20 protein-coding genes and 7 tRNA genes are annotated in these 22,739 nt (G+C 36.5%); 11 read left to right on the top strand and 16 right to left on the bottom strand.

Annotated features, from left to right (window positions below):
• Window positions 1-65 precede the first annotated feature (65 nt).
• Together aspA and GTR01_RS14205 are read right to left on the bottom strand one after the other, a co-directional pair.
• On the bottom strand, window positions 66-1,466 hold the full coding sequence (gene aspA / locus GTR01_RS14200; protein ID WP_160138480.1) for an aspartate ammonia-lyase: 1,401 nt from the start codon (window positions 1,464-1,466) through the stop codon (window positions 66-68).
• A 72-nt stretch (window positions 1,467-1,538) separates the two neighbouring features.
• Complete coding sequence (locus GTR01_RS14205) at window positions 1,539-2,564, bottom strand: N-acetylmuramoyl-L-alanine amidase (protein ID WP_160138481.1); 1,026 nt, start codon at window positions 2,562-2,564, stop codon at window positions 1,539-1,541.
• 135 nt (window positions 2,565-2,699) lie between these two features.
• Here GTR01_RS14205 and GTR01_RS14210 point away from each other — a divergent pair.
• From GTR01_RS14210 to GTR01_RS14230, 5 genes are all read left to right on the top strand, one after another.
• Window positions 2,700-2,784: transfer RNA gene (locus tag GTR01_RS14210), tRNA-Ser, on the top strand.
• Between the two features lie 14 nt (window positions 2,785-2,798).
• Window positions 2,799-2,873 (top strand) — tRNA-Pro (locus tag GTR01_RS14215).
• Window positions 2,874-2,915: 42 nt separating this feature from the next.
• Window positions 2,916-2,989: transfer RNA gene (locus GTR01_RS14220), tRNA-Arg, on the top strand.
• A gap of 82 nt (window positions 2,990-3,071) precedes the next feature.
• A complete protein-coding gene (locus GTR01_RS14225) occupies window positions 3,072-3,212 on the top strand; it encodes a GIY-YIG nuclease family protein (protein WP_160138482.1) in 141 nt (46 codons plus the stop codon).
• Window positions 3,213-3,358: 146 nt separating this feature from the next.
• Window positions 3,359-3,499 carry a bacteriocin-like protein gene (locus GTR01_RS14230; RefSeq protein ID WP_160138483.1) on the top strand — a complete coding sequence of 47 codons (141 nt, stop codon included), beginning with the start codon at window positions 3,359-3,361 and terminating at the stop codon, window positions 3,497-3,499.
• A gap of 115 nt (window positions 3,500-3,614) precedes the next feature.
• On the opposite strand, the gene GTR01_RS14235 is transcribed toward GTR01_RS14230, so the two are convergent.
• The 4 genes from GTR01_RS14235 to GTR01_RS14250 all read right to left on the bottom strand — a co-directional run bounded on the left by GTR01_RS14235 (window position 3,615) and on the right by GTR01_RS14250 (window position 6,657).
• On the bottom strand, window positions 3,615-4,874 hold the full coding sequence (locus GTR01_RS14235; RefSeq protein ID WP_160138484.1) for a hypothetical protein: 1,260 nt from the start codon (window positions 4,872-4,874) through the stop codon (window positions 3,615-3,617).
• 162 nt (window positions 4,875-5,036) lie between these two features.
• A complete protein-coding gene (locus tag GTR01_RS14240) occupies window positions 5,037-5,561 on the bottom strand; it encodes a thermonuclease family protein (RefSeq protein ID WP_160138485.1) in 525 nt (174 codons plus the stop codon).
• 160 nt (window positions 5,562-5,721) lie between these two features.
• Window positions 5,722-6,222 (bottom strand): hypothetical protein, encoded by a 501-nt coding sequence (locus GTR01_RS14245; protein WP_160138486.1) that lies wholly within the window; start codon window positions 6,220-6,222, stop codon window positions 5,722-5,724.
• Window positions 6,223-6,372: 150 nt separating this feature from the next.
• Window positions 6,373-6,657, bottom strand: a complete 285-nt coding sequence (locus GTR01_RS14250; RefSeq protein WP_160138487.1) for a hypothetical protein — start codon at window positions 6,655-6,657, stop codon at window positions 6,373-6,375.
• Window positions 6,658-6,894: 237 nt separating this feature from the next.
• Between GTR01_RS14250 and GTR01_RS14255 the strand changes: the two genes are divergently transcribed.
• The 5 genes from GTR01_RS14255 to GTR01_RS14275 all read left to right on the top strand — a co-directional run bounded on the left by GTR01_RS14255 (window position 6,895) and on the right by GTR01_RS14275 (window position 8,253).
• A tRNA-Pro gene (locus tag GTR01_RS14255) sits at window positions 6,895-6,969 on the top strand.
• 16 nt (window positions 6,970-6,985) lie between these two features.
• Window positions 6,986-7,059: transfer RNA gene (locus GTR01_RS14260), tRNA-Arg, on the top strand.
• Between the two features lie 95 nt (window positions 7,060-7,154).
• Window positions 7,155-7,229 (top strand) — tRNA-Pro (locus GTR01_RS14265).
• Between the two features lie 16 nt (window positions 7,230-7,245).
• Window positions 7,246-7,319, top strand: a tRNA-Arg gene (locus GTR01_RS14270).
• A 292-nt stretch (window positions 7,320-7,611) separates the two neighbouring features.
• The gene (locus GTR01_RS14275; protein ID WP_160138488.1) at window positions 7,612-8,253 is read left to right on the top strand and encodes a DsbA family oxidoreductase; all 642 of its coding nucleotides are present in this window, start codon (window positions 7,612-7,614) and stop codon (window positions 8,251-8,253) included.
• Between the two features lie 405 nt (window positions 8,254-8,658).
• On the opposite strand, the gene GTR01_RS14280 is transcribed toward GTR01_RS14275, so the two are convergent.
• From GTR01_RS14280 to GTR01_RS14325, 10 genes are all read right to left on the bottom strand, one after another.
• Window positions 8,659-9,006, bottom strand: a complete 348-nt coding sequence (locus GTR01_RS14280) for a helix-turn-helix domain-containing protein (RefSeq protein ID WP_160138489.1) — start codon at window positions 9,004-9,006, stop codon at window positions 8,659-8,661.
• Window positions 8,973-9,404: a helix-turn-helix domain-containing protein gene (locus GTR01_RS14285; protein ID WP_160138490.1), complete on the bottom strand. Its 432-nt coding sequence runs from the start codon at window positions 9,402-9,404 to the stop codon at window positions 8,973-8,975. The genes GTR01_RS14280 and GTR01_RS14285 overlap by 34 nt, the downstream gene beginning before the upstream one ends.
• Before the next feature lie 201 nt (window positions 9,405-9,605).
• Window positions 9,606-10,130 (bottom strand): hypothetical protein, encoded by a 525-nt coding sequence (locus tag GTR01_RS14290; protein ID WP_160138491.1) that lies wholly within the window; start codon window positions 10,128-10,130, stop codon window positions 9,606-9,608.
• A 115-nt stretch (window positions 10,131-10,245) separates the two neighbouring features.
• Window positions 10,246-13,293 carry a hypothetical protein gene (locus tag GTR01_RS14295; protein ID WP_160138492.1) on the bottom strand — a complete coding sequence of 1,016 codons (3,048 nt, stop codon included), beginning with the start codon at window positions 13,291-13,293 and terminating at the stop codon, window positions 10,246-10,248.
• A 139-nt stretch (window positions 13,294-13,432) separates the two neighbouring features.
• Complete coding sequence (locus GTR01_RS14300; protein WP_160138493.1) at window positions 13,433-14,983, bottom strand: hypothetical protein; 1,551 nt, start codon at window positions 14,981-14,983, stop codon at window positions 13,433-13,435.
• 131 nt (window positions 14,984-15,114) lie between these two features.
• Complete coding sequence (locus GTR01_RS14305; RefSeq protein ID WP_160138494.1) at window positions 15,115-15,918, bottom strand: hypothetical protein; 804 nt, start codon at window positions 15,916-15,918, stop codon at window positions 15,115-15,117.
• Window positions 15,919-15,932: 14 nt separating this feature from the next.
• Window positions 15,933-16,742 carry a hypothetical protein gene (locus GTR01_RS14310; RefSeq protein WP_160138495.1) on the bottom strand — a complete coding sequence of 270 codons (810 nt, stop codon included), beginning with the start codon at window positions 16,740-16,742 and terminating at the stop codon, window positions 15,933-15,935.
• A 15-nt stretch (window positions 16,743-16,757) separates the two neighbouring features.
• Window positions 16,758-17,552, bottom strand: a complete 795-nt coding sequence (locus tag GTR01_RS24625; protein ID WP_228452241.1) for a hypothetical protein — start codon at window positions 17,550-17,552, stop codon at window positions 16,758-16,760.
• 328 nt (window positions 17,553-17,880) lie between these two features.
• Window positions 17,881-19,314, bottom strand: a complete 1,434-nt coding sequence (locus GTR01_RS14320) for a helix-turn-helix transcriptional regulator (RefSeq protein WP_160138496.1) — start codon at window positions 19,312-19,314, stop codon at window positions 17,881-17,883.
• 748 nt (window positions 19,315-20,062) lie between these two features.
• Complete coding sequence (locus GTR01_RS14325; RefSeq protein ID WP_160138497.1) at window positions 20,063-20,791, bottom strand: hypothetical protein; 729 nt, start codon at window positions 20,789-20,791, stop codon at window positions 20,063-20,065.
• A 977-nt stretch (window positions 20,792-21,768) separates the two neighbouring features.
• On the opposite strand from GTR01_RS14325, the gene GTR01_RS14330 reads away from it, so the two are divergent.
• The gene (locus tag GTR01_RS14330; RefSeq protein WP_160138498.1) at window positions 21,769-22,593 is read left to right on the top strand and encodes a 5'-nucleotidase, lipoprotein e(P4) family; all 825 of its coding nucleotides are present in this window, start codon (window positions 21,769-21,771) and stop codon (window positions 22,591-22,593) included.
• The last annotated feature ends 146 nt before the right edge of the window (window positions 22,594-22,739 follow it).

A 22,739-nucleotide genomic window follows, 5' to 3' on the forward strand; every position in this document is an offset into this window, starting at 1 on the left:
TGTATAAGTAATGAATAATAAGTGATAAGCAATGAAAAACATGGCTTACCACTTATTGTTTTATTTTATTTATTATGCGGTTTAAGCATATTTTTAGGATCAAGGATTTCATCCAGTTTTTCTTGTGAAAGAATTCCTCTTTCTAAAACAAGATTGTATACGCTTTTTCCTGTTTCTAATGCATCTTTTGCAATCTGTGTCGATTGTTTGTAACCGATATAAGGGTTCAATGCTGTCACAATTCCGATGCTGTGCTTTACCATATTCAGACAAACTTCTTTATTGGCTGTAATACCTACTACACATTTATCACGAAGAGTATCTAATGCATTGCAAAGGAAGTTGATATTTTCCATAATAGCATGAGAAAGTACCGGTTCCATCACATTAAGTTGTAATTGCCCTGCTTCTGCAGCAAAAGTTACCGTTAAATCATTTCCGATTACCTTAAAACAAACCTGGTTAACCACCTCAGGAATAACAGGATTTACTTTCCCTGGCATAATAGATGATCCCGGCTGCATTGGCGGAAGATTGATTTCAAAAAGCCCAGCTCTTGGCCCTGATGAAAGTAATCTTAAATCATTACATATTTTTGATAATTTTACAGCAAGACGTTTCATTGCTGAAGAATAGATCACATAAGATCCTGTATCCGGTGTAGCTTCTACAAGGTCTGGTGCCGAAATAATAGGAAATCCTGTAATCTGAGCCAGATTTTTAGCACAAAGGGTTGCATATCCAACCGGAGCATTCAGTCCCGTTCCAATAGCTGTTGCTCCCATATTTACTTCCACAAAAAGGCTGGCATTATTATCTAGCTTAGAGATATCTTCTTCCAATGTAGCTGCATAAGCCTCGAATTCCTGGCCTAATGTCATAGGAACAGCATCTTGAAGCTGTGTACGTCCCATTTTGATGACATCCTGGAACTCCTGCCCTTTCGCACGGAAAGCTTCAATAATTTTCTTTAATCTTTCTACCAATCCGATGTTCATATGCAATAATCCCATTTTGATGGCTGTAGGATAAGCATCATTGGTTGATTGCGAAAGGTTAATATGGTCATTTGGTGAACAGAATTCGTATTCGCCTTTATTTTTTCCTAGTTTCTCCAGTACGATATTAGCAATTACTTCATTTGCATTCATGTTGATTGAAGTTCCTGCTCCGCCCTGGATCATATCTACCGGAAATTGCTCATGGTATTTCCCTGCTACAATCTCATCGCATGCTTCTGCTATCTTGAAATATAGGGTCTCATCAAGAAGTCCTAATTCATAATTGGTTTTTGCGGCGGCTTTTTTTACGAAAGCCAGTCCTTTAATAAAATCCGGGTATGAAGACAATAGCTGTCCCGAAATCTTGAAGTTGTTGATTGCTCGTTGTGTCTGCACTCCATAATAAGCGTCTAATGGCACGTTTAATTCGCCTAATAGATCACTCTCTTTTCTGAAATTTTCCATTACAGATATTTTACTGTTTTTGATCGTTTAAAGATAGCAAAAACGCATCGAATCGATGCGTTTTAATTTGAATTATTTTACTGAATATTTTAAGTTCAAAGCTTGCAGTATTGCCCATGTTTCGGCATCCATAATTCCGTCATAATTTTGAGGACGGAAATGATACTGAAGAGCTTCAATAGTCTTCTTGGTAGCATCATCCCATTTTCCGCTCAGTTCTATTCCGTAACCAAATTTTTGCAATGCAGTCTGTATTGTAAAAATAAAGGTTGTATCACTGTATTTTGCAGGAAGCTCAGTTTGTGCAAGGTCAAAATAATTTTGTTTTGCCGATTCGTCATACCACATTCCTATTTGGTATTCATCATACAGCCTTTTCCATGGAAACATAGGCCCCGGATCTTGCTTTCTTGTAGGAGCAATATCTGCATGTCCAATTACGTTGGTTGCAGGAATCTGATATCTGGTAACAATATCTTTTGCTAATGCTGCTACTTTTCTTATCTGTGCATCACTAAAAGGAACGAAAACTCTTTTTCCGGTAGCATCAGTAGTAAACCCGGGATTTACAATTTCAATTCCTATAGAAGTATCATTAATATTCTTATCTGCTCTCCACGAACTTACTCCGGCATGATACGCTCTCTTATTTTCATCTACCAATTGATAGATTTCATTATCTCCGGTATTGTTAACCAAATAATGAGCACTTACACCGGGTTGAGTAAGAACAGTGATAGACTTGTCATCAGGAAGCACTGTATAATGCATAATCAGATAACGTTGTCTGAAGTTTTGAGCCATGGCTGGAAAATAAGTCTTCACTACTTTATACCCTATAGGTTTAGCAGATACTATAGAACCATAACTTGCCGTGTTATCATTTTTTGCCGGGTCTGCTATATTAGTAGTAAAAAAGTCTACTCCATGATCACTTACAACTTTTGGTTTTGAAACTTCCGGAGCGGGAGTCTTCACTGCAGTTTTTGGCTGTGCCACTGGGGTTTTCGGTTGGTACGTATTTTTTTTCACATTTTTTTGGGAAGTACATGAAAAAACTAAAGTGCTTAATCCGATGATATATAATGTCTTACGCATCAGTTTGGTTTTTTATCAATTTATTACTTCAAAAATACACAAAAATTTCTTGAAATTTATTTGGTAAATAAAGAAATCTGTTCTATATTTGCACTCGCAATAACGGAACAACGATCATTAAAAAATAAACAAAAAGGAGGGTTGCCGGAGTGGTTAACGGAGCAGTTTGCTAAACTGTCGACGCGAAAGTGTCGCAAGGGTTCGAATCCCTTACCCTCCGCTCTCTTATATATTCGGGGCGTAGCGTAGTCCGGTCATCGCGCCTGGTTTGGGACCAGGAGGTCGCAGGTTCGAATCCTGCCGCCCCGACTTTTTTAATGTGCTTATTACTAAGCAAAAATCAACTTCTAAGGGTGCGTAGCTCAGCTGGATAGAGCATCTGCCTTCTAAGCAGACGGTCAAAGGTTCGAATCCTTTCGCGCTCACAAAAAACCTCATCATTTTTATGGTGAGGTTTTTTGTTTATTACTACACTACAACAAACAATAGTTTTCATATATTAGCTCGATGTGCTATTGCTATATACTTTATTCTGAAACGATTGATAAATATTATATTGGGCATTCTTGTGAAGATTTGCAGGAAAGGCTCAGAAAGCACCTATCAAACCACAAAGGATTTACCTCTAAAATAAAAATTGGAGTATAATAAATTTCAAATATCATTTTAAGCCTTAAATTACCTTTTTATTATAGCTATTCTTTTCATCATCTAAGGCGGTTAAAATTTGTTAATTTTAATTGTAGTGTAATAATTAATTTCAAATTTGTACTACAACATAAAATATTATTGACATGAAAAATTTAAAAAAACTTCAAAAAGCAGAATTAAAAGCCATTGTTGGAGGTGGGAATTGTATCAGATTATGTTTTGTAAATGACAAATTAACCTGTGTTCCCTATAAATCATGTGGTGATCTCGGACTCGAACCATAAAAAGAGCTTGAATACCCCCTGTAAACATCTCAGTAAGGACAAATCTGATCGTAACAGATCTGTCCTTACTCATTACATACAATCAATCATTATTCTGACTTATAAACAAGTCCCATTATTTAAACAATGTATAATTACCAGTAGTTTCATTTTTCTTTATTACATACCCCTCAGCCAGTTCAAGAACCCAACCATCACCTGATATTTTTTTCCCTTCCATTTGAACAGGGTTAGATATTGAAATCTTATCCCAATTTGAACTCATTAATGCCCCATTTTCAACGGTCAAGACTCCCCATTTATCCGTAACTCTGATAGTAGGATATACTGTTCCTTTATTTTCAATAGGTACTATATTCCTTGGATCAAAAGAAACATTCATCTTTTCAAATTTTATTTCAAAATGAGGGCTCTCTATAAATTTGAGTTTGTATTCAGCAATAATCTTTTTTGTTTTCTCTTCTCTCTGAACTTCTTCTTCAATGATTGTATTTCCTTTGTAATGATCCGATATCTCTTTTACAACAGCATTTACATTATTAGGAATAATAATATTGAATCCTTTGATAAAATAATCAGTCAGGTCTGTTTTTGCCGTATTTTTTTTATTCCAGTTTCTATCCTTATTATGGAGCAAATACCCATAAACAGGAACGGTATGATAGGCAAATGACCGTACAAATGTTGCATTATTAAAAAAGTCATCAATCCCGTTGGCTAAAAAAGTAACTGTCTGGGCTTTATTTCTACCACTCACTATAACTCCAGTAAACTCTGCAATCCCTTCATTAAGTTCCAGAAGATTTTCATGGGAAGCAGAGCCTTTGTAAATACTATGGCGGTATTTTCTAAAGGTAAGTGCATTGGTAAGATGTTTTTTCAACTCCTTTTCCGAATCTGATTTTACTGCTTTTTTCAAAGCTTCCAGCTCTAAACGAAGATAAATTCTTCCTTCTTTCTGATCAAGATGACTACTCTCTACATTGTTTAATTCAAAGCCTAACAATGGCTGTAAACGATGAAATGATTCATGAGCCAACAAACCAATCCTATCATATTTATTTTGAGGAAGCGGAAGCATAATCATTGCCCATTTTTTCCCATTCCAATTCAGGGCTGTATTGGCCATATTAATATCATTAGGAAGAACCTCCATTTTATCGGATTCATTAGTGAAGAACTCTCTGGTTTTAGGATCAATTAAGATCATTGCTCCATACAAGTCCTGATCCCAAAGTTCAATATTCTTCGTAGATGCAGTCTTTATTTCATTAAAATAAACAGAAATACTATCGTAAGAAATTTTATTTTTTTGTCCGTTTATATTTTGAATAAACAACACAAACAACAATAGTAAAATAGTGGATTTCTTCATGATTAAATAGTTTATCAGCATCCATTTTTCATATCTATCTTAAACGATCAACAACAAATAAGAAGTAGAGAATGTGAACATTACAAATATAGCCATTTAGATTCCTTAGCAAACTCTGCATAAAAAAAGTCTTGAAAATATTATTTCAAGACCTCTATTATTTTAAGCTACTCCTTTTATTTTCATCTGAGTTTTAGAAGCTGCCTCTTTTTTATTTTTCGATTCTTCCCTTTTCATTTTGCGGTATTCCCAGGGAGCAACAGCATGAATATCCTGCCAAAGTCCAATCTTATTCTGCTGAGCTTTCTCCTGCAGTTTCCCTAAAGAATCATCCTTAGAATAGGAAAAGTACCACCATCCCATTCCTTGTTTTATCAGCTCTTTTGAGAGGTATTTATCTTTATCATAATACACCTTAGCAATGGAACGTCCATAGCGATCTGTACTGGTTTCAGTAAATTTTACTGTTTTCCCAAACACTTGACTGGATGTGAATTGTTTGGCATTTTTTCCGAAGGCCTGCCCACTTTCCGGACAATCTACTTCTGCCAATCTTAGTTTCTTTTGTATATTGCCTTTTAAAAGCACTGTAATGGTATCTCCATCTGAAATTTTGATTACTTTTCCGCTTGTTTGTGAAAACAGGATTGCCGGAAAAAGCAAGCTCATCAACATTAATCGTTTCATGCCGCAAATATAGGGATTAAGGAGAAATAAAGGAAGCTGGAGGATGGAAGCAGAAAGTTAATGAACCCTGAAAATAAAGTTCAAACCTATTCTCCTGTTTTTATTACGTAGGATTAAATGTATTAAAATAACAAATCAAAGATTCTAATGCTATTATTTTTTAACCAAACCCTGTAATCCACAATAAATTATTTACAACAAACCTATCCACTATAAAATCATTGGGATAATTTTTAAATCCATCTTTCTTTTTACAATGATCAACAACCTCATTTGCCCGATGTTCATCTAAAAAGACTCCAACAATCCTCTCATCGTCTAAAAAAGTATGAATAGTATAGGTATGACTCACTTGAAAAATATATTGTAAGTTCAATTCTTTTATTGATTTACTGCTCTCACTAATTACATCTTCTTTGTTTAAATAATCCCTTCCAATTTCTCCTACAATACTATTAAATCCATTTTGCCAATGAATTTTATTTAATTCATATTTCCTTACAATAACTCCTTCAGGATAAGTTCTAAATCCTGGGAGAGTTAACGCTTTTTCTTTTGCTTTTTCAAGCAGTTCCATATCATCAAAATACCCAAGAAATTTACAAGCGGTATGCGTTTCATCGGTATAAATATGCTCCAGTGCATATACAAAGTAATTCATAGTATTTATTTTATTGAAAAGGGATCAATTATTTAAATAAAGCATGAGGCAGCTTTACAAATATCTGCATTATTACAAAAATAAAATTTTTATATTTTCTCCTAAAAGTTTTATCAAGATATTCCCACTCTCTAGAATTGATTGATAATATTAGTATTTTAAATTCAAAATATAACTTTTCAATTGCTCTTTATAAGCATCTATGGCAATTCCTTGAATGGATGGAAAATTGTGTGATCTTGCATCGAAATAATAAGCTACTTTTTCTAAAAACTCATCTTCATTCTTTTCTAAATATGAAGTCACTTCATCTAAGAAGATAGGATCAATATATTCTTCCGGCCCTTTTACATAAAATTCGTTGTTGACCTCATCATTTTGAAACGCTTTTTCCAAAGCGGGAAGATATATTTTATAAAAATCCTGAGTTTTCATATTTCTAATTAAAAAAAATTGTAAGGTTAAAATTCGCGAACAAGTCACAAAGCCCTAAAAAAATGTAAAAATTTTCAGACAACCTAAATCCATGGTTATTAATCAAGTAAAGTTAACAAAAAAGTTTCCCGAAAATTTAATTAAAAATTATCCTAGAATTTATTTTTTTATTTCAAAAAGTATTGTACCTTTGCAACCGCAAAAACGAAATAAAATTCGTTGATGATGACCTTTAATCGGGGCGTAGCGTAGTCCGGTCATCGCGCCTGGTTTGGGACCAGGAGGTCGCAGGTTCGAATCCTGCCGCCCCGACTTTTAAGAATTTCAAGGGTGCGTAGCTCAGCTGGATAGAGCATCTGCCTTCTAAGCAGACGGTCAAAGGTTCGAATCCTTTCGCGCTCACAAAAGTAACACTTTTAAAGTGAGACTATTTATTCAAATTTTGAAGGCTTTTTAAAATTTGAATTATGAAGTAAAATTCACTAAGGATGACATCTCGGGGCGTAGCGTAGTCCGGTCATCGCGCCTGGTTTGGGACCAGGAGGTCGCAGGTTCGAATCCTGCCGCCCCGACTTTTAAAAATTTCAAGGGTGCGTAGCTCAGCTGGATAGAGCATCTGCCTTCTAAGCAGACGGTCAAAGGTTCGAATCCTTTCGCGCTCACTTGAGGGGATAAAGTAGAAAAATCTAACTTTGTCCCTTTTTTTTTGGTACAGCTTCTTATTAATCAATTTAATATTTTGTATTTATGTTAGGAGGCCAATGCAAATCCAGATTACAGCAGATGGTTTAAGTATTGGTTTTTATTGGAAACTTGTGTCTGAAAACCATTCAAATGAGGAAAGAATTTCATCCTCCAAAAAGCCTGAAACTATTGTCAATTTTGTCTTATATTCTTTTTGAAAGATGTTTGTATATTTTGATTTTTTTGTAACTTTAAGAAAAACATAAATATATGAGAGTTGACATTTGGTACGACGTTATCTGCCCGTACTGCTACATTGGCCAGGAGAATTTCCGCAAAGGCCTAGAAGAATTTCCGCATCGTAACGAAGTTGAGGTACACTTGCACAGCTTCGAGTTAGCGCCTCAGCTTTCAGGAGAGGCACAACCCACTCCACAAGTAATTGCCAAACGCTATGGCACTACCGAAGCGAAAGCCTCTGAAACCTATCGTAATATAGGTGAACACGCAAAGTCAGCAGGTCTGCCATTTGACCACACCCAAATGCGTACCGGCAACACATTCGACGCACACAGGCTCATTCACTTCGCAGCTCAATATGGCAAAGAAGAACAACTAAGCCACGCACTTATGAAAGGCTATTTTGCCGAAGGTGAGGCTATGAATGACAGGGCGGCGCTTACAAAGATTGCAGACCAGGTGGGGCTTCCTACTGATAAAGTAAAGGAGGTACTCAGCTCAAATGAATACGCTGATGCTGTTCGCAAAGACGAGAAAGCCGCTGCTGAACATGGTGCAACCGGTGTACCGTTCTTCATTTTCGATAATCGCTACTCTGCCTCCGGAGCACAGCCACCTGAATATTTCACTGGTGTGCTCACCCAAGTTTGGAACGAAACCCAAGGCAAGTAACCTATCATTCGAGGTTATTAGATTTTACGAATCCGGGGTTGCCTGTATAGGTCTAATGCTAAAAAAACCTGTATAAAAAAATTAGCAGGAAATATATTCTGAAAACGGGTGCATGAAGCTATGATGGCTGATGAAGACTTAGTTTGGAAGCTGCTCGCTTGGCATGAAGGAGTGCAGCAGCATCCTTACTTCTATACAAAAGAATAACAGAAAGCCCGTACCTTGCATTTCTGTACCTTGCAGTAGTAGTGAATACAAAATGCAGGAGACACGTCTAAAAAAAACAATTATATCAGAACGATTAAGACGATGATGGAATAATTAGTATGTAAATCATCAACATCTTTGTATGGTTAAGTATTGACTAGTTTAACTAATGGTTCTCTCATATAGTTGAAAAAACTATTATAGACATACAAATATCCTCTTCCACTTTGTAATTGAATTCCTACTAAGGTTGAATTTCTCTGCCAATTGGCTGTTATTAAGATTGTGTTTTTTCTGGTAACCTAACATCTGAAGAATATCAGATTTTGAATAGGAACGATGTTTTCCATTTCCGGTTAATTCTTTATTTGAAGTGCCAAAAACCATTTGGTTCAGCTTCTGAACATCCAGAGCACTCAGGTGATTTTTATTCAACAGGGATTTGCACCTATCCATTTTTTCTGGAAATTTCAATTCCAGAATATCCATATAGATTTGTTTATAATCGGGGGTTAATTTTCCTCTGTATTGTATTTGTTTATCCATTTGTATAAAGTGGTTTTAGGTATTCTGTAACGTTTCATAATCTCAATTCGGGACATTTCTCCCTTATGTACCTGTTCCAATATGAAGTCAATAATCTCTTGTGTGTAAATATTTTTACGAAACTGTGGCAATGAAATTTTCTTTGAGCCCTGTTGGGTTTCCGAGGGACTATGTGGTGCGTACAATATCATGTGCTGGGAATAAATTCTGAAGAAGTCATATTCCAGTAGCTTACTCCATTTCAACAATGCTTCAGTATCCATACTTTTTGCCTTGTACATTTTTTCTATATCTTCTTCGGAGGATTTAAAAAAATTACAAATACGAGGTAGCTCTATCCTGCGTTCTGTAACCAGAGTTTCTATCATTTCCCCTATGTGGATGTTTTTAAAATTCATTATATTAACTATTTTAGATGGGAAATTTGAGATAGGAGATTTAAAAATTTGAGGCATATTCTTCATCCCTGACATTAACTATTCACTGGTATCTCCTACCCCTCCCCTCCTTTTGTAATATATTTTGAGAGTACCATCTTTTAGTATAAACGATCATGTAATCGGCCAGTACCCAAAATAATGTAGCTTTACTTGTAAAAATTACTTCCAATAACTCCACAGCTGACCATCAAATACTGCTAAGCTCTTGCTTACGGTGTCGTAACATATCATTCCCGGATATGGACTTTTCACAGTGGTATGCGGATTGGCTATTTTGGGAAGTATCATTGCCTTATTCGCAGATTCCAGCACCAATACACCTTTTGCAGTAGTAGAAGAAGCTCCTATGATTACTCCGTTTCCGCTCTCTGCCGAGGTGTTGGCCATGATTTTGGAAGAATATCCCATGTCTGAAAGGGCAACCCATGAATTTTTCTCATACATCTTAACCTTCTTGTCCGATTTGTCGAACAGGAAAGTCCCATTATTATTGGTAGTTGTTGATGCTAATGCATTGGTAACATTGTCTACTGCGGGAAGGATAATTCCGTTGGTACTGGTTGGCGTAGTATTAAAATCAAGAACGGTAGTGGTGCCTTCTACACTTTGCTTTCCCCCTATGGAAACCTGTGCCGCAGCGAAAGATGTCATACAAAGTGTTATTATTAGTATTACGTTTTTCATTGTTTTACTTACTTATAATTATTGATTGTCTTTTTAAACCCGACAAAATTTCTGAAATCTGCCGGGTTTAATTTATTTTATTAGTATTCCGGGGCTCTTGTATGAAAGTCTTCCGCTAATCATTACATCCTCTTCGGATACATCTCCAAACTGTACCGTTGTACAGACTTACACAATCTGCATCGATGTCATAGATAAGCATCCCTTCTTTAGGATCTGTAATCATTGAGGCATTCTGCACCCTGGTAATCACAAAGCCGGAAGTTTTAGATTCTAAAGCGATAAAGCCATTGGGAATGTTCTCCGGCCATCCACTCTGCTTTTGAAGGTTTGTAATCCCGACCTTGGTAGGTGAACCCATGGAGGTGAAATCTCCCGGTTTTGTACAATGCCCTGTTATATTGATGGTTACTGTTGCTACTGAAGGTGCACCGGTACAGGTTGAATTTACCGTATAATTAAAGGTATAAGTCCCACTCAGCACATTTTGTGCGTTCCAGATATAATCGGAAAGCTGCCCACTGGCGGGAATGGTGGTTTCCGTCCAAATTCCTGAATTATCATATGGCCCCGTTAAATAATTGAATAAATTAATGGGTGCTGTAATGGTACTGATGTCTATTGTTACGGTTTGCCCAGTTCCAGCATTTGGTGGAGTGCCATCTGGTTTTATCGTATAATATAAAGTTTTATCTAAACAGGTTCCCGGCAGTGAAACTTTCACACTGTAAATTCCCGCTTCGGTTGTCGGGTCATAAGAAGGAAAATTGAGCGTGTTGTAGCCTGTTCCATTAGCTCCCGGAATGGCAACACCGTTTTTGTACCACTGATAGGTGAGAAAGTTATACCCCTCAATATACAATTTACCCGGCTGACCCGCACAAAATGATGTTCCCTGTATTACAGGCAATTTCTCCAGTGCTACGACGAAGAATGTCACTACTTTCTGGCGACCACAGCTATCTGAAATCCTTACCTTATATTTGCCGGGCTGCAGACTTGTAAATACAGGACTGGACTGTGGTGATGCCGGGCTTACAAAGGCAACACCATCTTTCTCGATAATTTGATAAGAAAGATTTACTCCGGCTGCGTCTATTATCAGATTGTTTGTACCGTCGATACAGGTAATTACAATGAAATTGTTTACGGTAATATCAGCAGCATTCACGTCAAACTCCTCCATTACTGTCTGGCAGGCTTGGTAAGGAGCTGTTATAATAATCGGGAAGCCGTTTTCTATACCGTTCAGCCACGATCTGTGTTCCAAAATCACGCGGTAATGCCCGCTTCCGGTTACCGCTATATTGCCGGTTGAAGAAAAAGTATTTACACCGGATCCAACATTTCCGGGTACAGGAGTGAGTGCAAGTGCCTTATCAGTACCAAAAATTTCTGTACCGTTTGTATACAGACGTGTGGGGTCTTGCGGATACCCCCATTTCCCGGTTGCCGGAAAATACTGCTGAAGATACAGTACAGGTGTATTGTAATTTGAGGTAATAGTAGAATTCAGGCTTACTCCGTTGCAGGTAAGTGTTTTATTTGTTGCATAATTTTGTAGGATAGTACCCGTTACCGTAAGGGTTGCCGTTTTTATGGTATTGCCCTCGCATGCGTCAGTATACTGGAAGGTATAGGTTCCCGCAGGGAGTGCATTGGCATACACCCTTCCTATATTATCTGTAAATGTGCCGTTGTATATCCAGCTGTCTGCATTGTAAGGCAATGTGGTATTATACATCGTCATAAATACTTGTGGAGCAGCAATAATACTGAAAGAAGTAAGTTTACTTTTAATATTGGCTGCGGGGGCACCATCAAAAACACCGAATGATACAGTTGAGCTTCCCGGTGTACAGGCTCCCCAATCTGCTAATTTTTGTAATTGCCAGTCTGGTGGTGTCTGTTGGGTTGTTTTTGTTACGGTATGCCCACATTCGTCTGTAATTGTAACAGTATATAGCCCTGCCGGTACATTCGGAAGCTGGATGTTGTTAAAATCACTGAAATATCCTTCACCCGCCGAGTTGAAATTAGAATTGTACTGGGAAGCATCAAATCCCGGAACATTTGAAGTAATTGTTACCTTGTACCCGTTAGTTCCCGGATAGAATGCTTCAATTCTACTAATACTCAGGTTAAACTGAGTTTTGCAGGTATTGGCAATCGGCAATAAGCCAAGATCGAAATAAGGGAAATTCAATCCGTAATTCGACTGGAAATTTTTGGTAAAAATAAACGGGCAGCTATCCGTTACGGTCATCGTAAAGCTATTATCCTGCCCTGTATAAAATGGTATATCTACAAAAAAATCTCCTGCTTCTGTGGCATTATGAAGGACAACCGTCTGAGAATCGGGGAAATTGTTCAGCTGAATTTTAACCGTTATTGGGTAACGGGCATTCGATATACTTACCAGGTTTCCATTTTTAAATAATCGAAGCTGTAAATTAAGTCTTTTCGTAGTACAGCTGACTAAGCGGGTTCCTGTTTTTATCCAAAGATCATAGGTATAGGCAGGTGCATTTATCACATACGTCCCAATTTGCTGGTTTCCGCACAAATCTTTCACACTTACCGTATAGCTGCCGTTAGGCAGAACCGTGCTAAAGCTGTAGGATGTGGCATTGGTGGAAGGGCTGGTTTCCAACACATTGCTGTTAGAGTCCAGTAATGTATAGGTGTATGGGCCATAGCTGCTTTGTGTGAGCGTGGCGGTAAGCGTTTTTTCTGCACACTGATCCGCAGCAACGGATACTACCATGTTTCTCTTCTGGTCGCCAATGGTAAAAGTTGTGGTTACTATTTTTGTATTGCTGCCGTCTGTTTCGGTGGTTTCCACGCGGTAGGTACCTGCAGTAAAGCCTGAAATCGCCCAATTGAAATTGGCAGTAGCAGCAGTGGTGTTCTGCGGGTTTCCGCCACTGAGGTTGGTGGTAAAAATATTACCCGAAGTTCCGTTATAGATCTTGAAGGTAAACTGGCTTGTGCCGGCATTGGCCCCTGTAATGTTAATGCTGATAGCCCCGTTTCCTGCACAGGTTTCGGCAGTAGTAGTAACTGATTGATTAAAGTTGCTTGCAAAGAGAAAACAACCGATCAACAGAAACAGTATTCCAAGCATTTTTTTCATGTAGTTAGAATGGCTGGGTTGATTCATTGTGTTTAGTTTTTTTTTATTCTATTATGATTAAATCATTAGCTGTTCAATCTTCTCAGGGCAATGACAGAAGAAATAAACATTGTTTTCATTTTGTGATATTGTTTTTTTATTAAATAATTGATATTGATTTTTTCTTTTATTGGGTAATACCTGTCCACTCTGTACCATCACTTTGTAAAGTGATTGATGTTCCTGTTACGCTATAATAGGTTCCATTACTACTTATACTCACACCCTTAACTTTTAATGCGGCATTTCCGTGCGTCCAAACGTAGCCGCCCCCTATTTCAATATCATAGTTAAATTTTACACCACCATTATCCTCCATATTTTGAATTATATATATCCTTCCTGCACAAGTTGCTGGATCAGGTAACGTAAGGGCAGCCTCTGCAACTCCTGTGTGCCGCGTCAATATCTTATAATCAGTATCTGTAATTGTATAATCTGCTGTAACAGCTTTAATGGGAAGTGATATGGATCCGCCAACTTGTAATGTGGAATTAGGTAAAGTACTCCCCGTATTGATTCCTATTTTTTTTGTTACTGCCGCTGCTGAATTATTAGTTACACCGGTTCCCGTAATAATGTTTCCTATATTGATCTCCCCGCTGGAAGTTGGGGTGGTACCTGTAGCGTAATGACCTATAAATATATTATGATCTCCGCTTGTGACATTACTTGCAGCCGATACCCCTATAAATACATTCTGACTGCCACTTTTTAAGCCATTCCCCGTATAAGAGCCTAATGCAATATTGTCTGTCCCGTTATTCAGGAGGTCTAATGTGGTAAGTCCCATTGCTATATTACCAGAAAGTACATCCGTGCCTGCAGATGTCTTAGACTGGGACATTGCATTAGGTCCGATAGCAATATTAAATGCTCCTTTGTTTAATTGCGACAAAGCACTGATTCCTAACGCAGTATTGTTCCTCATTGTTGACAATGTGTTAGGATTACCGGTAGCACTTCCCATCGCATTAACTCCCACCGCAGTATTCCAAGCACCTCCAACCAGATTTTTCATGGCACCGGCACCAACTGCTACGTTTGCCGTCTGAAACGAACCGGAAACCGTACCAAGTGAGCTCATTGCCTCATAACCTATTGCTGTATTGTTGTTGTTTGTGGTAACCGAATTGGCACTATTATAAGCGGGTCCCGCTACCAGTGCATTATATCCGAAAGCAGTATTCTGTTTTGTATTCAGGTAATCCATATATCCACTCTGCACATTGTTTATTTTAAACATCAGCTCTTGTGCATCAGTAGTACCAATAAAATTAGTACCTACCTGTGTCCCAGAATTTCCCATAGTGCGCCAATTATCCGAAGCCGACATATTAATCTTCTGCCATAAAGTTCCATCAAAGTAATAATAACCTATAGTTGTAATATTAGTCCTCGGACTATTCGTATTACCACCGGATATATCGGTAATATACACTAAAGCTCCTTCCTGACCAGAACCATATGGTGCTGTATTTGCGCTCAGTTCTGCCCTGGTAACATGGGGTGCCTGTAATCCAATCAACTGGGTATTATCCGTAATATTCCCGGAGGCATCTCTTTTTGCACTAATATCCATTGTAGTTTGAGGTGTCGGAGTGTTTACACCTATCTGACCGCAAACTCCCATCCACCCTAAAGAGGCAATAGCGGCCGAAATAATTTTTGTTTTCATTTGTAATATTGTTTTTTTCAATAATCTTCATAATCAAGATTTAGGATAGGACTCTTTCTAGATCTCCATTATCATCTACTTTCAGTCCGCCATCATTACTCCTGCCTCTTCTCTATATTTTATGAATAGGTTTATCTTCCTGTAACCACAAACGTAAAGGGCCTATTGGATAATCCTCCATTACTATTTCCTGTTTTAATGCGAAGAATAGTATTGGATATAAAGGTAAGCTGGGTGTTATCATTGGTCAGAAGCCTGGTTCCGGGAAATCGGGAATCAGGATATCCACCATTAGGTATAGATCCCCCCGAATTCCCGTAAGCATCCAATATGTTACTACTAAAGCCGTAGATTTCTGTAAATGGAGTCTCAAACTGTATATCAAATATGCCATTTCCCGGGTTTGATATTTTATAGCCAGTACCTGTAATGGAATCTATCCCCCCTCTTGTGGCCTGAACTTGAAGACTACCTACAGAATATTGACCATTTGTATTATTGGTAATAATTCTGTTATTAGGAATATAGGTGTCCGCATTCACTGAATTAGCTGTGCTGTCAAATCTGACATATACTGCACCTCCTATATACCGAGAGGCATCGGTAGCAGACGCAACGGCTTTCAAAGGATTCCAAATCGCACCGTCAAAGTAATAATATCCTGGGACATTCACAGCTGCCGTTTTTACAGAGGGTGTGGTTGCTTTTTGACTTACATATACAAAAGCGCCTGTCTGATTTACTGTATAGGCAGCATCTTGAGCTGTTAGATTATCTCCAGTAATGCTTGGCGCTATGATACCTACCGCACTGGTAGGATTGGTAGGGGTGCGTACATCCAATGTTGCATTGGGTTGATTTGTATTAATACCCACTTGGCCGTTAATGCAGGTTGTACTAAACATTATCAGCGTTGTTATTGTAATAACTTTCATCGTTATATTGTATTTTATTTTCCCGTAATAATGAAAGAGAAGGTTCTGTTAGATAATGCTCCGTTATTGTCTCCTGTTTTTACCCTAATAATACTATTGGATAAATAAGCAACCTGTGTGTTATCTTTCAGTCTTAAATGACTGCCAGGAGTGGAAGGATTAGGATTAATATCAGATACTGTGGAGTTACTGCTATCAGAATTATAGCCATAGACATCCTCAATATTTAATACAACTCCATAGAGCTGTGTAAAGGGTGTATCAAATTTAATATCAAAAATACCTTGTGCAGGATTAGATACCGTATAGCCATTTCCTGCCACCGAGTTGATACCTCCTTTATTTGGAGTTTGGTTGGTAAGCTGTCCCAAACTATAGTTACCGGATATTAATTTACTATTGGTAAGAGTACCGTTGCTTTGGTTGCTAAACCTTGCATAAACCGTTCCTCCCAGAAAACGGGTAGCATCATTCGCAGTGGTTTGTCCGGCAGATTGGAACTCTACCCAAATCGTATTAGGAGCATCATAATAGTAGTAGCCAGGATTTTTAATATTTGCCGTTTTTGCCGTAATAGGATTAGTGGGAACTGTGGTAACATATACAATGGCACCTGCCTGGTTGGTGCCGTAAGCTCCATCTAATGACTTCAAGACATCCCCTGTTATTTTCGGAGGGATAATACCATCCAAAGAGGAGGAAGTAGCCGCATCTCCCATAACGTCTAGGGTAACTCGGGGCATTACTGTTTTAATACCTGCCTGCCCATACATATGCATAATTGAAAATATTGAAACAAGCAGTATAAGTTTATTTTTTTTCATAATTTATCCAAAATTTTATTGCCCTGTGATTAAAAAGGTAAAAGGTCTGTTAGAATAGTTTCCGGAACCATCTCCTGTCTTTACACGAAGAATGGTATTATCGATAAAGGATATCTGACTGTTATCGGTTGTTAGTAAGATATTTCCAGGTGATGAGGTTGTTGGGTCTTTACCTAATGTAATAACACCTGGGGTTCCCTGACCATAAGCATCAAAAACATTCAGCGAAGCACCGTAGATGGTTTTTAATGGCACATCAAATTTAATATCATAGATTCCTTGTCCAGGATTTGATACGGTATATCCGCTTCCATAAATTTGAGTGATTCCTCCTTTGGACGACGATTGCCCTGTAACTGTTCCTACATTGTAGATAGTTCCTACGGCGCCACCAATTACTCTATTATTTGGAATTGTTGTAGTACCTGCTGTAGTAGTATTAAACCTGACGAAAATAGTCCCTCCCAGATATCTTGTAGCATTGGTTGTTGTATTGCTTAAGGTTTTAAAAGAGATCCACTGGGTTCCATTGAAATAGAAGTATCCAACATCGGTAACATTAATTGTCTGTCCTGCTGGTGCAGAATCTGCGACAGTCACATATACTAATGCACCTTCTTGTACAGGAGTATATGTTTTAGCCCTCAATTGCTGACCTGTAAGACGTGGTGCAACAATGCCATCCGGTACTGCAATATTGTTTCCCTTTATATCTAGGGTAGCGTTAGGTGATGAGGTATTTATACCAACCTGAGCTTGGTTAAAAGAAAAAAAGGCGAAAAAAGTGAAGGCGAAAAAATTTTTTTTCATATGTGTATCGTTTAATAAAATGTGTTTGTTGTAATCTTCAATTTTCACATCCGAATTACTTCAGCAAATCTCATTTTATTATGCAATACAAGTGTAATATCACACTATGACAAAGATACTACCCTTCATAAAAATCATATATGACACAGGTATTACTTCCTTATTAATATATTGATTATTACCTTCTTAATAGTTTTTATATGCTTTTTTGTTTTTGTTGATATTTTAAGATATTTTTATTTATACTTAGAAAAAAATAAACGGTGAACCTTCCATTTTGGAAAAATCCACCGTTTACGGATTGCAGAAAACTTAGTACATTTTACATCTAAGACATCTGATCAAAATAATCATAAATATCTACATTGCTGGATATACCTAATTTTTTTCTTATCCTGTTTTTTCTTTTTTGAACAGAAGCATGCTGTATGACCAAGTTCTGTGCAATTTCTTTGGAAGAAAAATGCAATTTGAGCATAGCACAAAATACAATCTCTGTATTTTCAAGATTAGGGTTAATCTCCAAGAGTTTCAATACGAATTGAGGATATACCTCTTTGAATTTCGCCAAAAAGTATGAATCATTTTTTTGGGCAAGTTTAATCAATTCTTCGCCGCTCTTATCCTCCAGCTTATCTTTCAGTATCTCTGCTTCGGTTTTCAAAGCCATTTTATTTACCTTAAGCTTTCTTGTCCATAGGTAAATGAATATACCGGCAATGATTACCACAACCATCAACAGACCTATAAGAATACGGGTATTACTGAGTTCCTGATGTTCTTGTTGTTTTGTATCCGCAATCAGTTTTCTATTGACGGTATTAATGCCTATGCTTCTATTGTTAAACATCTGATCCCGTGCTTTTTGAGATAATTCCGAATAATATATTTCCTTCTGCTTATCTCCCTTCTCTTTATAAAAATTGTACAGGCTATCATATAAAAACGGAGTAAGATGAATCGATGAGATTGAATTATTAATGTTGAGAGCTTTATTCAACAGCATTTCAGCATTACTGAATTGCTTCATCGCCGTATAATAACGTGCCGCAATATAATATGCATAGGCTTGAATTTCTTTATCTCCTTTTACATCTTTTACAGTGTTTAACGTTTTTTCAACATAAGTAGCTGCTGAATCCAACTTATTGGAAACCAATTGCATTTCTGCCAAAGAAGCAAGAGTATTTACCTTATTGAGAGCAGTACTTGAATTGTTCAATGCCTTATGGAAATAAATTGCAGCCGAATCCGTTTTAAGAGTAGTCGCTAAAAAATAAGCCCTTACCTGATATATCTTATCCATCTGATACATCTTCTGCTCTTCCGGATTACATTTTTTCATGTAGTACAATGCTTTGTTGTTATAAGCCAAAGCGAAATGATCGGTAATATTTACTCTGTAGTTAAGAAATGCCAGTGTATTATAAAAATAAGCCTTTAATGCATTATTGTCCGATTGGATAAGAATAACTTCCGCTTTCTGCAGTAACTCAGTAGCTGGGATAAAATTACCCTTATTAATTTCATCCGAAGCCGTATTAATATAACAGTGCGCTTTCCCGTCATTATAGCCCTTTTCTTCTGCTATTTTAAGATATTTATTATTGATTGCATTATAAGCTTTATAATCTTCTATCGGAAAATGCTCTATTTCCTTTTGCAGCGGATAATTGAAATTTTGATTGAATGCCTCCTGTGATGAATTAGTGCATGAATATAAAAGGAAAAATAAATAAAATGAATAGATGAACCTGGTCATGGTTTTGTATTAGAGCTGAAATGGCTTTGTATTAGCAGTAAATATAAAAAAAATATAAATATATATGATGCAAAACTTTTGGAGGCTACGCTATTAGCTATTTATCCTCTTTGTAAAAATAAAGTTGATAAAATAATAATTTAATTATAACACTTAATTCCTTTGCTGCTTGTTCTTTTACCAAAACAGACAATCTTCCTTTAAGTTCCAACATTTTTTTTCCAAATCAATCGGCACACCATTGTTGAGCCGTAACAGTGCTGAATTTACCCTATTGATTTTTATTCTCTTATTTTGATCTAAAAGACTCCCTAGAAAATCATATACTTTACCTGATTCCATTTATTGTGAGCTTGCATTAATCAAACTTCGCTATGGTGAAAAGCAGATAATAAAAGACTGATATGAACTGTTCATATCTGAATCTCCATTTTATCAGGACTAGTATAAAAAGGAAAAGTACTTCTAAAAAATGATTTACAAGAGATGTTTTTTTCTATTGAATACGGATAGGCAAAACGTTCATAACTTAATTGCTTCAGTTCATTCTCGCTGACTTGTATTGAAAGAGTGCGCATATTTTGTGATTTTGAACTCTACAAAACTGGCACTCTTTCTTTTATTTTTCAAGTCACTTTTTATCCCTTACGAAGTTATAGTCAAATCATTACTCCAGGATAGACTTAGTTCCCTTTTTTATTAGATTATAAAATATACAAGCAATAAAATATTACGATAAATAAGAAAATTAATATTCGGTAGCTATCATAGCTTGTTTTATTGTACCTCCAACATCAATTAAATTTCCTTCTAAAATGATCTCCTTACCATCCGTTAAATCATAAATTCTAAAAACATTCAGCTCATTAGTAGCTCCCACGATTGTGGATCCCGGGATTCTACTCCATGCAGTAGTAGCATTACTGTTATTGGGTGATACACTTGATGATTGTGATGAAGGAGCCCAATTTTCACTTACAAAAACAGATATAGGTCTATTACTTCCCGTATTTGATTTCATTTCCCACCAATTATTAATCCCGGTACCATTATATCTAAAAGAATAGGTTCCCGATTTTGTAGTTAATACATTAGCACTAGAAGAGTTTGTTAATCTCATTTTTACAACAGAACTTCCTTCTAAAGGATTATTAGTGACTGTGTTAAAAAGAACCCATACGGTTCCGTCAAAATAATAATATCCTGCACTTGTAACATTTACCGTTTTTCCTGCAGGGGCAGAGTCTGCCTGTGTTACATACACTATTGCGCCTGTATGATCAGCCGCTGTATATACAGGTGATTTTGTCCTCAAATTGTCCCCTGAAATTCTAGGTGCAATAATTCCATCAGCAGCAGTACCTGCAGGCTGAGCAATAATATCCAAAGTCGCTTTTGGTGATGGTGTATTAATTCCGACCTGGGAATATGAAAATGTTGCAATAGTTAAAAAAAATAAAATTTCTAATTTTTTCATATATTTTTGTTTTTATAATATAAAAGTTATATTATTTTGTTTTTGGCAATACAAAAGTCTTATTTTGCCCAACGGTGGCTAACCTTAGCTGCATTTTTTTACTTTTTATTGTAGCTATTAATTGAAATTAAGAACCACATAAGTCGAAAAAGATTTAGATTATTGTTTTGAATTCATCTTAAAATATACCGCCTGCCGTTCAGTTTATAAAGGTAAAGGGCATTCTTATTGCTAGTAATAAAATGGTATAAAAACAGAGCCTTGGGGCATTATAAAAGTTTTCATTTTGATTTATTTTGTGTTTATTTTTCATTTTATCTTTTTCCGGTATTTTTACCATTCATTAATGTTAGGCAAATCTCATTTTATTATGTAATACAGGTGTAATATCATGATATGACAAATGTACTACCGCCGATAAAATAACATATGACACAGGTGTTACTCTTATCTCAACCTATTGATTATTGGATTCTTAATAGTTTTTTTTCCTATTTGTTTTTGTTCATATTTTAAGATATTTTTATTTATACTTAGAAAAAAATAAACGGTGGATCCTTCCATTTTGGAAAAATCCACCGTTTAAGGATTGCAGAAAACTTGGTACATTTTACGTCTAAGACACCCGATCAAAATAATCATAAATATCTACATCACCGGGTATACCTAATTTTTTTCTTATCCTGTTTTTTCTTTTTTGAACAGAGGTAGACTGTATTACCGAATTCTGTACAATTTCTTTGAAAGAAAAATGTAATTTGAGCTAGCACAAAATATAATCTCTGTATTTTCAAGATTAGGGTTAATCTCTAAGAGTTTCAATACGAATTGAGGATATAGCTCTTTGAATTTTGCCAAAAAGAATGAATCATTTTTTTGTAAAAAAACTCAAGGTAGAAATAGTGCGACAATCTGCGTTCGAAATAGTTGTGATAAAAATCAAATTGTTATAATTTTGTCTTCTCTATTTTAATTCAATGAAAAATTTCAAGTTCATTATCGCAAGCTGTGCCTTTGCTTTGACTTTGTCATGTAAAACAGCGACTCCAGTTGCCAATACATCAACTCAGAATACCCCTTATCAAAACCTTGGACGTGATGGGAAAATATATGCTGCATTTTACCAACAGCGTTCTGCGGAATATGAAGCTCTTTGCTTACAAGCTTATAATATTGCTAAACTTCGTTTGGATGAAGCTTTGGCTCAAAAATCTGAGAAGCCTTTGGCCATTATCTCGGATATTGATGAAACCTTTTTAGATAATTCATATTATGCAGTTGAACGTGCTAAGGTGGGAAAAGATTATGATCAAAAAACATGGGAAGAATGGACGGCTAAAGGTATTGCCAAGCCATTGACCGGCTCTCAGGAATTCTATCAGTATGCAGCAAGTAAAGGAATACAGGTTTTCTATGTGACCAACCGTTTGGAGCAGGAGCGCACAGGAACTTTGAACAATTTGAAAAAATACAATTTTCCTATTCAAAACGAGAATCATCTTATTGTTCGATCTAAAGAAAGCAGTAAAGAAAACCGTCGACTTGATATCGCTAAAAACTATAATATTGTTTTATTATTAGGTGATAATCTTGCTGATTTCTCTAATTTATTTGATAAAAAATCTGAAACTGAGCGATCTGCAGCAGTGAAAAACTCTGCCAATGAATTTGGTAAAAAATTCATTATTATTCCTAATGTAGGATATGGAGACTGGGAGGCTTCATTTTACAATTACAAATATGATTACACTCCTTCGAAAAAAGACTCTTTAATGTACAATGCTGTAAAGGCAACTCCTTAATATAAACTGATCTGATATATTTATCATATTCTTTCAGAAAAAACCCTCACAGCTTTTACTGTGAGGATTTTTATTAATTTTCCGAAAACAACTTACATAAAATGAACCAACTAAACCGGCATAAAACAGCTACTGCATTTGGTAAT

Origin of the sequence: Chryseobacterium sp. c4a (genome assembly GCF_009900745.1) — a bacterium.
Taxonomy (GTDB): domain Bacteria; phylum Bacteroidota; class Bacteroidia; order Flavobacteriales; family Weeksellaceae; genus Chryseobacterium.